The 12,696-nt window shown below is 51.7% G+C and carries 10 protein-coding genes; all 10 read left to right on the top strand.

Annotated features, from left to right (window positions below):
* The first annotated feature begins 74 nt into the window (after positions 1–74).
* The 10 genes from thrC to xerA all read left to right on the top strand — a co-directional run bounded on the left by thrC (position 75) and on the right by xerA (position 12,661).
* A complete protein-coding gene (thrC, locus tag ACE419_RS04725; RefSeq protein ID WP_435721200.1) occupies positions 75–1,571 on the top strand; it encodes a threonine synthase in 1,497 nt (498 codons plus the stop codon).
* A 324-nt stretch (positions 1,572–1,895) separates the two neighbouring features.
* Complete coding sequence (gene pckA, locus ACE419_RS04720) at positions 1,896–3,545, top strand: phosphoenolpyruvate carboxykinase (ATP) (RefSeq protein ID WP_432647063.1); 1,650 nt, start codon at positions 1,896–1,898, stop codon at positions 3,543–3,545.
* Between the two features lie 125 nt (positions 3,546–3,670).
* On the top strand, positions 3,671–5,734 hold the full coding sequence (gene recG / locus ACE419_RS04715) for an ATP-dependent DNA helicase RecG (protein ID WP_435721199.1): 2,064 nt from the start codon (positions 3,671–3,673) through the stop codon (positions 5,732–5,734).
* A gap of 118 nt (positions 5,735–5,852) precedes the next feature.
* The gene (gene dapB, locus ACE419_RS04710) at positions 5,853–6,644 is read left to right on the top strand and encodes a 4-hydroxy-tetrahydrodipicolinate reductase (protein ID WP_432647061.1); all 792 of its coding nucleotides are present in this window, start codon (positions 5,853–5,855) and stop codon (positions 6,642–6,644) included.
* A gap of 70 nt (positions 6,645–6,714) precedes the next feature.
* Entirely contained in the window at positions 6,715–7,746 is a 1,032-nt protein-coding gene (locus tag ACE419_RS04705; RefSeq protein WP_435721252.1) for an aspartate-semialdehyde dehydrogenase, read from the top strand.
* A 79-nt stretch (positions 7,747–7,825) separates the two neighbouring features.
* A complete protein-coding gene (locus ACE419_RS04700; protein ID WP_435721198.1) occupies positions 7,826–8,470 on the top strand; it encodes an alpha/beta hydrolase in 645 nt (214 codons plus the stop codon).
* Between the two features lie 107 nt (positions 8,471–8,577).
* Complete coding sequence (locus tag ACE419_RS04695; protein WP_295635474.1) at positions 8,578–8,778, top strand: hypothetical protein; 201 nt, start codon at positions 8,578–8,580, stop codon at positions 8,776–8,778.
* A gap of 139 nt (positions 8,779–8,917) precedes the next feature.
* On the top strand, positions 8,918–10,420 hold the full coding sequence (locus tag ACE419_RS04690) for a class I SAM-dependent DNA methyltransferase (protein WP_435721197.1): 1,503 nt from the start codon (positions 8,918–8,920) through the stop codon (positions 10,418–10,420).
* Between the two features lie 23 nt (positions 10,421–10,443).
* The gene (locus ACE419_RS04685) at positions 10,444–11,610 is read left to right on the top strand and encodes a restriction endonuclease subunit S (RefSeq protein ID WP_435721196.1); all 1,167 of its coding nucleotides are present in this window, start codon (positions 10,444–10,446) and stop codon (positions 11,608–11,610) included.
* A gap of 82 nt (positions 11,611–11,692) precedes the next feature.
* Positions 11,693–12,661, top strand: coding sequence for a site-specific tyrosine recombinase/integron integrase (gene xerA / locus ACE419_RS04680; RefSeq protein ID WP_435721195.1), 969 nt, complete (start codon positions 11,693–11,695; stop codon positions 12,659–12,661).
* Positions 12,662–12,696: the final 35 nt, after the last annotated feature.

Raw genomic sequence — 12,696 nt, 5'->3', positions numbered from 1 at the left:
CTGACTTCAGACAGCCCGCTATCATTTTAGCATAGTTTGATTCATTTATAAATGGAAAGAAAGAGGCGATTGTTTTGAAATACAGCAGCACAAGAGGAAATGCCGAAAAGCTCGACTCGGCCAGAGCCATCATCCGCGGTCTGGCAGCCGACGGCGGCCTTTTCGTGCCTGACGCGATGCCGCAGGTTGACATGGCCTTCATCGAAGGGTTGCAGAAGCTTTCTTATGAAGAGCGCGCAGCGAAGGTGCTCGGCCTGTTCCTGACGGATTACACGGCCGATGAGCTCAAAGGCTGTGTGACGCGCGCCTATGACAACGGCCGTTTCGATACGGTGAAGCGCGCTCCCGTCAAGGCCGTGGCCGACAAGAGCGTCCTTGAGCTCTGGCACGGTCCGACGAGTGCGTTCAAGGATATGGCCCTGCAGCTCCTGCCGCAGCTCATGAGCACGGCCCTCAAGAAGACGGGCGAGAAGGACGAGGTCCTGATTCTCGTCGCGACGTCGGGCGATACGGGCAAAGCAGCGCTCGAGGGCTTCCGCGATGTGCCGCAGATTTCCATCATGGTCTTCTACCCGCAGGGCGGTGTCAGCCGCATCCAGCAGCTGCAGATGCTCACGCAGGAAGGCAAGAATGTCAACGTCACGGCCGTTACGGGTAACTTCGACGATGCGCAGAGCGGCGTCAAGATGATTTTCGGCGACAAGGCCTTCAATGAAGAGCTCGCCAAGAAGGGCATCCGCCTGTCCTCGGCCAACTCCATCAACTGGGGCCGCCTCGTGCCGCAGATTGTCTACTATTTCAGCGCTTATGCCGACCTTCTTTCTGCCGGAACCATCAAAGCCGGCGAGGAAATCAACTTCACCGTGCCGACGGGCAATTTCGGCGACATCCTCGCAGGCTTCTACGCCAAATGCATGGGCCTGCCCGTAAACAAGCTCATCTGCGCGTCAAATGCCAACAACGTCCTGACGGATTTCCTGCGCACAGGCGTTTACGACAGAGAGCGCGACTTCTTTAAGACAATTTCGCCGTCGATGGATATCCTGATTTCGAGCAACCTCGAGCGACTGCTCTATCATATGACAGGTGATACGGCCAAAGTCGCCGGCTGGATGAAGGAGCTTCAGGAACAGGGCCGCTACGATGTCGGCAGCGAACTGCTCGCCAAAATCCAGCAGACGTTCTGGGCTGACTGGACCTCAGATGAAGATACGGAACACTGCATCGGAAATCTCTACGAAAAGACGCATTACGTCGCTGACCCGCACACGGCCGTTGCCTGGAGCGTAGCGGAAAAATACCAGCAGGCAACGGGGGATAAGCACCACATGGTCGTCGTCTCGACGGCCAGCCCGTATAAGTTCAACGGCAGCGTCCTTGAGGCCCTCGGCGTCAAGACCGAAGGCGTCGACGAGTTCACGCTGCTTGACGAGCTGCAGGCGCGCAACGAAGACAAGACCCCGGAGGGCCTTGCCTCCCTGCGCACGAAGGAAATCCGCCACCACGGCGTCTGCGAACCCGAGACGATGGAAGATGCCGTCATGGCTTTCGCTTCTTCTAAAACAGAATAACTGCATCGGGTAAAATCGGGTAAAACAGATAAGAGAAATGACGCGAATTTCAGGCGTTATTTCTCTTATTTTTATGGAAGCAAATGGGAATAATACCAATAAATAAAACGTTAAAAAATGTGCAAAGAAATATTTGACATTTATGAATGGATAAGTTAATATAATAACTGTGTTGAGGATATCACATGAAAATGAACAGCGATTTCCATAGGGCAAAAAGAAAATCCTTTCTTTTGTAACGCTTTATGGTGAGGAGCGGGGAGTTTTGTGTGAATGTCCCAAGAGGTTTTCAGAACCAAAATTTATGAAAGAGGTTGAATGCAAATGGCAAACATCGATCTTAGTCAGTACGGTATCACGGGCGTAAAAGAGATTGTCTACAACCCGAGTTATCAGACGCTCTTCCAGGAAGAGACGAAAGAGGGCCTGACGGGCTACGAAGTAGGCCAGGTTTCCGAACTTGGTGCTGTTGATGTTAAGACTGGTATCTTCACGGGCCGTTCTCCTAAGGATAAATTCATTGTTGATGATGAGACTTCGCATGACACGGTTTGGTGGGATTCCGAAGCTTACCACAACGATAACCACAAGGCTACGAAAGAAGCCTGGGCTGCTGTAAAAGACATCGCTAAGAAAGAGCTCTCCAACAAGCGCCTCTTCGTTGTCGATGGCTTCTGCGGTGCAAACAAGAACACGCGCATGGCTGTCCGCTTCATCGTTGAAGTTGCTTGGCAGGCACATTTCGTACGCAACATGTTCATCAAACCGACCCCGGAAGAAGAAGCAAACTTCAAACCGGACTTCGTTGTTTTCAACGCTTCCAAAGCAAAAGTTGAGAACTACAAAGAGCTCGGCCTGCATTCCGATACGGCTGTTGTATTCAACCTCACGGAGCGCCAGCAGGTTATCATCAACACCTGGTACGGCGGCGAGATGAAGAAGGGCATGTTCTCCATGATGAACTACTTCCTGCCGCTCAAGGGCATCGCTGCTATGCACTGCTCCGCCAACACGGATAAGCAGGGCAAGAACACGGCTATCTTCTTCGGCCTCTCCGGCACGGGCAAGACGACGCTGTCCACGGATCCGAAACGTCTGCTGATCGGCGATGATGAGCACGGCTGGGATGACGATGGTATCTTCAACTTCGAAGGCGGCTGCTACGCAAAGGTCATCAACCTCGACCCTGAATCCGAGCCGGATATCTTCGGTGCTATCAAACGCAACGCCCTGCTCGAGAACGTTGTCCTCGATGAGAACGGCAAGATCGACTTCTCGGATAAGTCCATCACGGAGAATACGCGTGTATCCTATCCAATCGACCACATCAAGAGCACGGTCAAAGGTTTCGTAAACGACCGCAGCGCTGCTCCGGCTGCTAAGAGCGTTATCTTCCTCGCAGCTGATGCTTTCGGTGTTCTGCCGCCGGTCTCCATCCTGACTCCGGAACAGATGCAGTACTACTTCCTCTCCGGCTTCACGTCCAAGCTGGCTGGTACGGAGCGCGGCATCACGGAGCCGACTCCGACGTTCTCCGCTTGCTTCGGTCAGGCATTCCTCGAACTGCCGCCGACGAAATATGCTCATGAGCTCGTAAAGCGCGTTAAGGCTAACGGCACGAAAGCATACCTCGTCAACACGGGCTGGAACGGCTACGGCAAACGTATCTCCATCAAAGATACGCGTGGTATCATCGATGCTATCCACAGCGGTGCTATCAACGAAGCTCCGACGAAGAAGATCCCGTACTTCGGTCTCGAGATCCCGACGAAGCTCGAAGGCGTTGCTACGGAAGTCCTCGATCCGAAAGACACGTATAAAGATCCGTCCAAATCCAAGTGGGATTACAAAGACGAGTCCGAGTGGGATACGAGAGCTAAGAAACTCGCTCAGATGTTCATCGACAACTTCGCTAAGAAGTATGCCAACACGGAAATCGGCAAAGGCCTCGTTGCAGCTGGCCCGCAGCTTTGATTCGTTTGCCAAACGCATCATAAATAAAAAAGAAGAGTCCCTGCGGGGGCTCTTTTTTGTACCCGGAAAAGGGCTGCTGTGGTACAATGGATATATAATTAGGAAGAAAAGGGGAAGAACAAGCGATGAAGCTCACGGATTCGGTGCAGTATATCAAGGGGGTAGGCCCCAAGAAAAAAGCGGAGCTTAATAAACTTGGCATTGCGACGGTCTACGACCTTTTGACGTATTTTCCGCGCACCTACGAGGACCAGAGTGTCCTGACGCGCATTGCCGACCTGCACGCAGGCGAAGTCGCGACGGTCTCCGGGACAATCGTCAATCTCCATGAGCAGTCGGGCCGGCGCGGCCTTTCGATTCTCACGGCCTTCCTAAACGATGGCACGGGCATGCTGCAGGTCACTTGGTTCAACCAAAAGTACCTCAAGAATAAGCTCAAAATCGGCCGGCGCGTCTTTGTCAGCGGCAAGCCGACATACGCCTACGGCGGGCAGGGCGCGTTCGCCATGAGCCAGCTGCATTACTTTCAGGTGCTCGACAAGGGAGAGCAGCCTGAAGGGCTCTGCGGCATCCTGCCCGTCTATCCGGCAAATGAAAGGCTCAACCAGAAATTCTTCCGCACTCTTCTGCAGGAAGTGCTGAAAGAAGACCTTGAACTGCCGGAGATGATTCCCGAGAGCATCTGTAGGGCTTATCACCTGCTGGGACGCAGGGAAGCCCTGCAGGCCGTGCATTTTCCCGAAAACGGTGAAGAGCTCAAGAAAGCCCGCTATCGTCTGGCCTTCTCGGAGCTCTACCTCATCCAGTGCGGTCTGCTGCTCCTCAAAAAGCAGTCGCAGGAGACGAGCCTTGGCATCCGCTTTCAGCCAAACGGAGAGCTCGTGCAGAAGGTCTATAAGAGTCTTCCTTTCACGCTGACCCATGACCAACAGCAGACCTGGCAGGAAATCTGCCGCGATATGGAGCGGCCCGTGACAATGCGCCGCCTCGTGCAGGGCGACGTCGGCTCGGGCAAGACGGTCATCGCGATGCTCGCGCTCGTCAAGGCCGTCGAAAACGGCTGGCAGGGTGCCATGATGGCCCCAACGGAAATCCTTGCCTCGCAGCATTACGAAAATCTTTCGGCCAAGCTCACGCCGTTTGGCACCCGCGTCGGCTTTCTTTCGGGCCATCTGACGCCGAAACAGCGCCGCGAGATGTATGAGGCCATCGCCGCGCACGAAGTCGATATCGTCATCGGCACGCATGCCTTGATTCAAAAGGACGTGCATTTTGCACGCCTCGGCCTCGTCATCACGGACGAGCAGCACCGCTTCGGCATCGCGCAGCGCGCCGAGCTCGAGAAAAAGGGATGTCATGTTCCTGACGTGCTCGTCATGACGGCGACGCCGATTCCGCGCACGATGACTTTGACGGTTTACGGCGACCTCGACGTCTCGCTTATCAAGCAGCAGCCGCCGGGCCGTCAGCCCATCCGCACCTTCGTGCGGCGTCCCGACCGGCGCGAACTCATCTACAACTACGTGCGCAGTCAGATTGAAGCGGGCCGTCAGGCCTACGTCGTCTGTCCGCTCATCGAGATGAACGAGGAAAGCGACCTGCCCTCGGCCGAAGAGGTCTATGATGAACTGCGCTGGGGCATTTTCCGCGGCATTCCGTGCGGCCTCGTGCATGGCAGGCTGCCGGCCGCTGAAAAAGAGCGCGTCATGCAGGAATTCTACGAGAACAAAATCAAGCTGCTTGTCTCGACAACGGTCATCGAGGTCGGCGTCAACGTGCCGAACGCGAGCATCATGGTCATCGAGCACGCCGAACGCTTCGGCCTTGCTCAGCTCCATCAGCTGCGCGGCCGCATCGGGCGCGGGCCATACGCTTCGTACTGCATCCTCGTATCCGAGGGCAAGACGGAAAATGCCCGCGAACGCCTCAAAATCATGGCGGAGACGAATGACGGCTTTAAACTCGCCGAAGAGGATCTCAGGCTGCGCGGCCCGGGCCAGTTCTTCGGCTCCCTGCAGCACGGCCTCCCCGACCTCAAGATCGCGCGCGTGCCCGAGGATATCGATATCCTGCTTGCCGCGCACAAGGCAGCCGAAGCGACGCTCAGGAGCAAGGGCGACCTCGACTTTATAAGGCCCGCTCTCATGCTGCAGTACAAGGAAAAATTCGCTCATATCATGGAAACCTGAGGTAGAAAATGGTTCCTTTTTAAGGAATTTCGTCTTTTTGAAGTGGACCACTTGACACGAATGGCGGACATGCTATACAATAGCAATATCTTTTGACGCTTACAGGAGGCGCATATTTTTGACTACGGTAATCGTAAATGGTGCCTGCGGCCGCATGGGGCAGGCAGTCTTAAAGGCGGTACAGGAAGCTGAGGGCCTTGAGCTCGTCGGTGCAGTGGATATCAAGGGCGGTGCGGACACGGGCTCGCTCGTCGGCCTGCCGGCAAACGGCATCCTCGTGGAGACGGACCTTGCAGCCCTGCTCGACCGCAAGAAACCGGAAGTCATGGTTGACTTCACGCGTCCGGACGTTGTCTTTGGCAATGTCATGACGGCACTCAAACACGGCACGTCGCCGGTCGTCGGCACAACGGGCCTTTCCGATGAGCAGAAGGCAGAAATTGCCAAAGCTGCTGAGGAAAACAACACGCCGGCTTTTATCGCACCGAACTTCGCCATCGGCGCCGTGCTGCTCATGGTCATGTCGCGTCAGGCTGCAAAATACATGCCGGACGTCGAAATCATCGAGCTCCATCACGACAAGAAGCTCGACGCCCCTTCGGGCACGGCCATCCAGACGGCTGCGATGATTGCAGAAGTCCGCAAGGAGCACAAGCAGGGCAACCCCGACGAGTTCGAGAAACTCAAGGGCGCGCGCGGTGCCGACTACGAGGGCATGCACATCCACAGTGTGCGCCTGCCGGGCTATGTCGCCCATCAGGAAGTCATTTTCGGCGGCCTCGGCCAGACGCTGACCATCCGCCATGACTCGATGAACCGCGAATCCTTCATGCCGGGTGTCGTGCTCGCGGCCAAGAAGGTCCGTTCCCTTAAGGGCCTGACGGTCGGCCTCGACAAACTGCTCGACTGATTTTCCCATCTCGTTTTTCATTTCTATCTTATTTATAAAGCCAAACACATCGCAGAAAGGAACGATGGCAATGAAGAAGTACAATGTAGCAATCCTTGGCGCAACGGGCGCCGTCGGTCAGGAATTCCTCAACCTCATTGAGGAGCGCAATTTCCCTTTCGCCAACCTCAAAATGCTCGCTTCGAAGCGCAGCGCTGGCAAGAAAATCCAGTTCATGGGCAAAGAGTACACGGTTGAGGAGACGACGGACGATTCCTTCAAGGATGTCGAAATCGCTCTGTTCGCCGGCGGTGCTGCAAGCAAACAGTTTGCACCGGCTGCCGTAAAGGCTGGCGCCGTCGTCATCGATAACTCGAGTGCCTTCCGCATGGACCCTGAGGTTCCTCTCGTCGTTCCTGAGGTCAACCCGCAGGCCATTGCCCGTCATAAAGGCATCATCGCTAACCCGAACTGCTCGACCATCATCATGATGATGGCCCTCAAGCCGCTCTATGACCTCTCGAAAATCAAGCGTATCGTCGTTTCGACGTATCAGGCTGTTTCGGGCGGCGGCAAGGAAGCCATGGCCGAACTCGAGCAGCAGGTTCAGGATATCGTTGCCGGCCGCGAGGTCAAAGCCAACATCCTGCCGGGTGCCAAATTCCCGAAACACTATCAGATTGCCTTCAACCTGATTCCGCAGATCGACGTCTTCTACGACAACCTCTACACGAAAGAGGAAATGAAGATGGTCAACGAGACGAAGAAGATTCTCGAAGACGACAGCCTGCGCATCACGGCCACGACGGTCCGCGTACCGGTTTACCGCAGCCATGCCGAGTCTGTCAACGTCGAGTTCGAGGATGAAGTCAGCGTTGAAGCCGCCCGCAAGGCCATCGATGCCTTCCCAGGCGCCATCGTCCGCGACAATCCGGCCGAGCAGATCTACCCGATGCCGCTCTTCACGTCCGGCAAGAACGACGTCGAAGTCGGCCGCATCCGCAAGGATGAATCCATCGAGCACGGCCTGAACTTCTGGGTCTGCGGCGACCAGATCCGCAAAGGCGCTGCCCTTAACGCCCTGCAGATCGCCGAATACATGATCAAAAACGACATGATCTGATGGATTCTTTCCATAAAAAAGAGCTGCCTTCGGGCAGCTTTTTTTGGTGTCAGGAAATTTATAAGGAGGCTTCCATAAGATGAAAATATATACATACGGGAACCCCGAGGCCGCAAGCGTCCTCATCCAGCTCGTCGGCGACCATGACTTTGCGGGCATTGAGCAGGAAATTGCACTGCTGCGCGGCATGACCAACCTCGACTTTTCTTTCCTAGCGGTAAAAGTCGATTCGTGGAATGACGATTTGTCGCCGTGGCCGGCACCAGCCGTCTTTGGCAGGGAAAATTTCGGCGGCAGGGCCAAAGAAACATGGAAGGCCATACAGCCAATCCTCGCCGATCCGTCCAAAAAATATTACCTTGGCGGTTATTCCCTCGCGGGGCTGTTCGCACTCTGGGCAGCGGCGCAGACCGACATATTCTGCGGCATTGCCGCAGCCTCGCCGTCCGTTTGGTTCCCCGATTTTTACGAGTACGTGCAGAAAAACGTCCTGAAGACCTCTGCCGTCTATCTGAGCCTTGGCGATAAGGAACATAAATCACGCAATCCCGTTATGGCCGCCGTCGAAGACAAACTGCGCGCCATTTACACCCAGCTGCAGGCGCAGCCCTTAAAATGCATGCTCGAAATGAATCCGGGCAATCACTTCAAGGAACCAGAACTCCGCACGGCCAAAGCTTTTGCGTGGGTCATGAAAAACACCAACACCACGGGGAAGCAGTGAAACAGGACCAATCGGCGCGGAAAGAAGTCACGCCCAAAAGAAGGATTTGCCTGCCTAAAAGCGAATGAGACAGTATAGGGAAAATAACAAGGACAGGAGGAATCGTCATGAAAATCGGCATGAGAACACCAAGTCTCAAAAAATCCTTGCGCGCGAGAACTACAGGCGCAGCCAAGCGCGCCGTCAAACGCGCCCTGATTCCGGGTTACGGCAAAAAAGGTATGGGCCTGCTGCGCGACCCCGAGCGCGCCGTCAAGAACAAGATTTATCGGAAGACCACGTTCAGCCTCTGGGACCTTTTCAAATAAGGCTTGATTTTTGGTCATGAGAAACGCCTCTGCAGACAGCAGGGGCTTTTTTGTACTGCATTGGGGCAGGATTTTGGTTGACTTGTCACGAATAAAATTAAAATATGAAAAAGAAACGAAGAACGGGGTATGTGACAATATGATAACTGGTGAGTTGAAAAGTAAGATTGACAGTCTCTGGGAGATTTTTTGGACGGGCGGTCTGACGAATCCTTTGGAAGTCATTGAGCAGATGACGTATCTGATGTTCATTCATGACCTTGATGAAGTCGACAATACGCGCGCGAAAAGCGCGGTCATGCTGGGCCTTCCTTATAAAAGCATTTTTGCCGGCGATATCAAAATCGGCGAGCGCATGATAGCCGGTGAACAGCTTAAATGGAGCACCTTCCATGACTTTCCGGCAGCACGCATGTACAGCACAATGCAGGAATTCGTCTTTCCGTTTATCAAGGAACTTCACGGCGATAAGGAAAGTGCCTATTCGAAGTACATGGCCGATGCCATCTTCAAGATTCCGACGCCTTTGATGCTCGATAAGATTGTCACGGCCATGGATGGTATTTACGAACAAATGGCTCAGATCAAAAATACCGATGTTCGCGGCGATGTTTACGAGTATCTGCTTTCCAAGTTGGCTACGGCTGGCGTCAACGGTCAGTTCCGCACGCCGCGTCATATCATCACGATGATGGTCGACCTTATGGAGCCGAAGGCCAACGACATTATCTGCGATCCAGCCTGCGGCACATCGGGCTTTCTGGTTGCGGCCAGCGACTTTTTAAAGAAGAATTGCAAGGAAGAGGTCTTTTTCAACAAGGCGAATAAAGAGCATTACATGAACAAAATGTTCCATGGCTACGATATGGACCGTACCATGCTGCGCATTGGTGCCATGAACATGATGGCCCATGGCGTTGAGAATCCGACCATCGAATATCGCGACAGTCTGTCCGACCAAAATCCGGATAAAGATTTTTATTCCCTGATTTTAGCCAATCCACCGTTCAAGGGCAGCCTTGACTATGATATTGTCTCGGCTGACTTGCTGAAAGTCTGCAAGACGAAAAAGACAGAACTCCTTTTTCTCGCGCTTTTCCTGCGCATGCTGCGCGTGGGCGGCCGCTGTGCCTGCATTGTCCCGGATGGCGTGCTCTTTGGCTCATCTAAAGCCCATAAGGCCATCCGCAAGACGCTGATTGAGGACAATCGCCTCGAAGCGGTCATTTCCATGCCCTCGGGTGTGTTCAAGCCATATGCCGGTGTGTCAACCGGTATTCTGATTTTCACAAAGACGGGTCAGGGCGGTACAGATAAGGTCTGGTTCTACGATATGAAGGCCGATGGTTTCAGTCTCGACGATAAACGCAGTCCCGTTGACGAAAATGACATTCCCGACATCATCGAACGTTTCCATCACCTCGATGGCGAAGAAAGTCGGGAACGCACGGACCAGTCCTTCCTCGTACCAAAACAGGAAATCGCCGACAACGACTACGACCTCAGTATCAACAAATACAAGAAGATCGAGTACGTGCCGGTCGAATACCCGCCGACCGAAGAGATCATGGCTAATCTGCGTGACCTTGAAAAGCAGATACAGAAGGAAATGGACGAGCTGGAAGAGTTGTTGAAGAAGTAACTTCAGATTTGTAGGTGGAAATAATGCGTGAGAAAATAAGGCTTGGCGATGTGTGTACAGTGGTGACAGGTAGTACACCTAAAACAGGGATTCCTGACTATTGGAATGGTGACATTGATTGGATTACACCTGCTGAATTAAATGAAGAGACTTATATCATCAATGGTAGCGAAAGAAAAATAACTGAATTAGCTGTTCGTAAAACGGGGCTTAAATCATTTCCGAAAGGAACAGTGGTGCTTTCTTCGCGTGCTCCTATTGGTAAAGTTGGTATTGCAGGAAAAGAAATGTACTGCAACCAAGGATTTAAAAACTTGATATGTGGGCCGAGAATATATAATGAATACTTATATTGGTTTCTGAAATCAAGAAAAGAATATTTAATCTCTTTGGGCCGTGGAGCAACTTTCAAGGAAATATCAAAAAAGATAGTTGAAAGTGTAGAAATTAATCTACCAAGTTTATCCACGCAAAAAGAAATTGTAGATATCTTAAATAAATGTCGTCATATAGTAGATATAAAACGAGAAGAACTTCGAACCATTGATCTACTTCTTAATGCCCGATTTGTAGAACTTTTTGGGGATCCTATGCAAAATACTCATGGATATCCGGTACGTAGGCTCTCAGAATATATAGAGTTCATCACTTCTGGCTCAAGGGGATGGGCAAAGTATTGCACGGATGAGGGAACAGAATGGTTTATAACAATAAAAAATGTAAAAGATTGCCATATTAACACAAATAATATACAGAAAATCAATGTACCGTATAATGCAGAGGCAAAACGCACTAAAGTTAAAGAAGGCGACCTTTTAATCAGCATTACTGCAGATTTGGGTAGAACTGGAGTAGTGACTAAAGAAATCTCGGAACATGGCGCATATATCAACCAGCATCTAACATGTATTCGCCTCAATAAGGAATTGCTGAATCCTTTATATGTGGCTTATTTTATGGAAAGTCCTGCAGGAAAAGAACAATTTATGGCAAAAAACCAAAGTGCAGTAAAGGCTGGTTTAAATTTTAAATCGATAAACTCATTGCACCTACTAGTTCCATCATTAGCAGAGCAAAATAGATTTGTTAATTTTGTGATTCAGGTTGATAAATCAAAATCTGCCATCCAAAAATCACTGGATGAAACGCAGACTCTGTTTAATTCCCTGATGCAGGAGTATTTCGGTTAACTGAATAATAGCAAGGCCGTTGTGGGACTGGGGTAGATGGGCGGGGCATTTGCCTTTTACGAGTATGTAGGAGGTAAATATTATGGAAGAAAAATTTGTCATCATCATCAACGAAATGGCGGAAGTATTGAATGCAGCACAGCTAAAACGCTTGCAGGAAGTATTGGTCAAGCATCTTTATCAGGAGGAACAGCTGCCGGCTGATACGGATAACTTTGAATACCTGACAATGTTCCTGAATGCTAAGAAAATTGAAGGCTGTTCCGAGCGGACGATTCAATATTACAAAGTCACCGTTCAACATTTTCTGACAACTATCACAGAGCCCATTCGCAAGATTACGACGGAGATGATCCGTCAATATCTCGTCGATTATCAGGCCATCAACAATTGCAGCAAGGTGACGGTCGACAATGTTCGCCGCAATATCTCGAGTTTCTTCTCGTGGCTGGAAGAAGAAGACTATATCCTCAAAAGTCCGATGCGACGAATCCACAAGATCAAGACGACGAAGACTGTCAAAAGCACGATCACAGATGAAGAGATTGAACGTCTACGTGACTGCTGCTCATGCAAACGTGACTTGGCCATTATCGACTTGCTTTATTCAACGGGCATGCGAGTCGGCGAACTTGTCCGACTGAACATTGACGATATTGACTTCAATGAACGCGAATGTATTGTGCTTGGCAAAGGCGACAAAGAGCGGCGTGTTTACTTCGATGCTAAGACGAAGATTCATCTGCAGGATTATCTGACAAACAGGCATGACACAAATCCAGCTTTATTCGTGTCATTAGATGCTCCATATGATCGCTTGCAAATCAGCGGTGTCGAAGTCCGACTGCGCCGACTAGGCCGTGCCCTCGGACTTGACCGAATCCACCCGCATAAATTCCGTCGAACTATGGCTACCAGAGCTATTGACAAAGGCATGCCGGTTGAGCAGGTACAGAAAATCCTTGGTCACTCTCAGATTGACACGACTATGCAATATGCCATCGTCAATCAGAACAATGTCAAAGAGTCCCATAGGAAATACATTGCCTAAGTCCAGAAAATCAATATCATTGAATCTGCCTACAA

Source organism: Mitsuokella apri (assembly GCF_047974105.1).
Classification (GTDB): domain Bacteria; phylum Bacillota; class Negativicutes; order Selenomonadales; family Selenomonadaceae; genus Mitsuokella.
This window is presented reverse-complemented; position numbering and strand designations above follow the sequence as displayed.

Excerpts from the sequence above, each read along its gene's own strand:
- ACE419_RS04695 (WP_295635474.1), top strand. The coding sequence starts at position 8,578 with ATGAAAATCGGCATGAGAACACCAAGTCTCAAAAAATCCTTGCGCGCG.
- ACE419_RS04705 (WP_435721252.1), top strand. The coding sequence starts at position 6,715 with ATGAAGAAGTACAATGTAGCAATCCTTGGCGCAACGGGCGCCGTCGGT.
- recG (WP_435721199.1), top strand. The coding sequence starts at position 3,671 with ATGAAGCTCACGGATTCGGTGCAGTATATCAAGGGGGTAGGCCCCAAG.
- ACE419_RS04685 (WP_435721196.1), top strand. The coding sequence starts at position 10,444 with ATGCGTGAGAAAATAAGGCTTGGCGATGTGTGTACAGTGGTGACAGGT.
- pckA (WP_432647063.1), top strand. The coding sequence starts at position 1,896 with ATGGCAAACATCGATCTTAGTCAGTACGGTATCACGGGCGTAAAAGAG.
- ACE419_RS04690 (WP_435721197.1), top strand. The coding sequence starts at position 8,918 with ATGATAACTGGTGAGTTGAAAAGTAAGATTGACAGTCTCTGGGAGATT.
- xerA (WP_435721195.1), top strand. The coding sequence starts at position 11,693 with ATGGAAGAAAAATTTGTCATCATCATCAACGAAATGGCGGAAGTATTG.
- ACE419_RS04700 (WP_435721198.1), top strand. The coding sequence starts at position 7,826 with ATGAAAATATATACATACGGGAACCCCGAGGCCGCAAGCGTCCTCATC.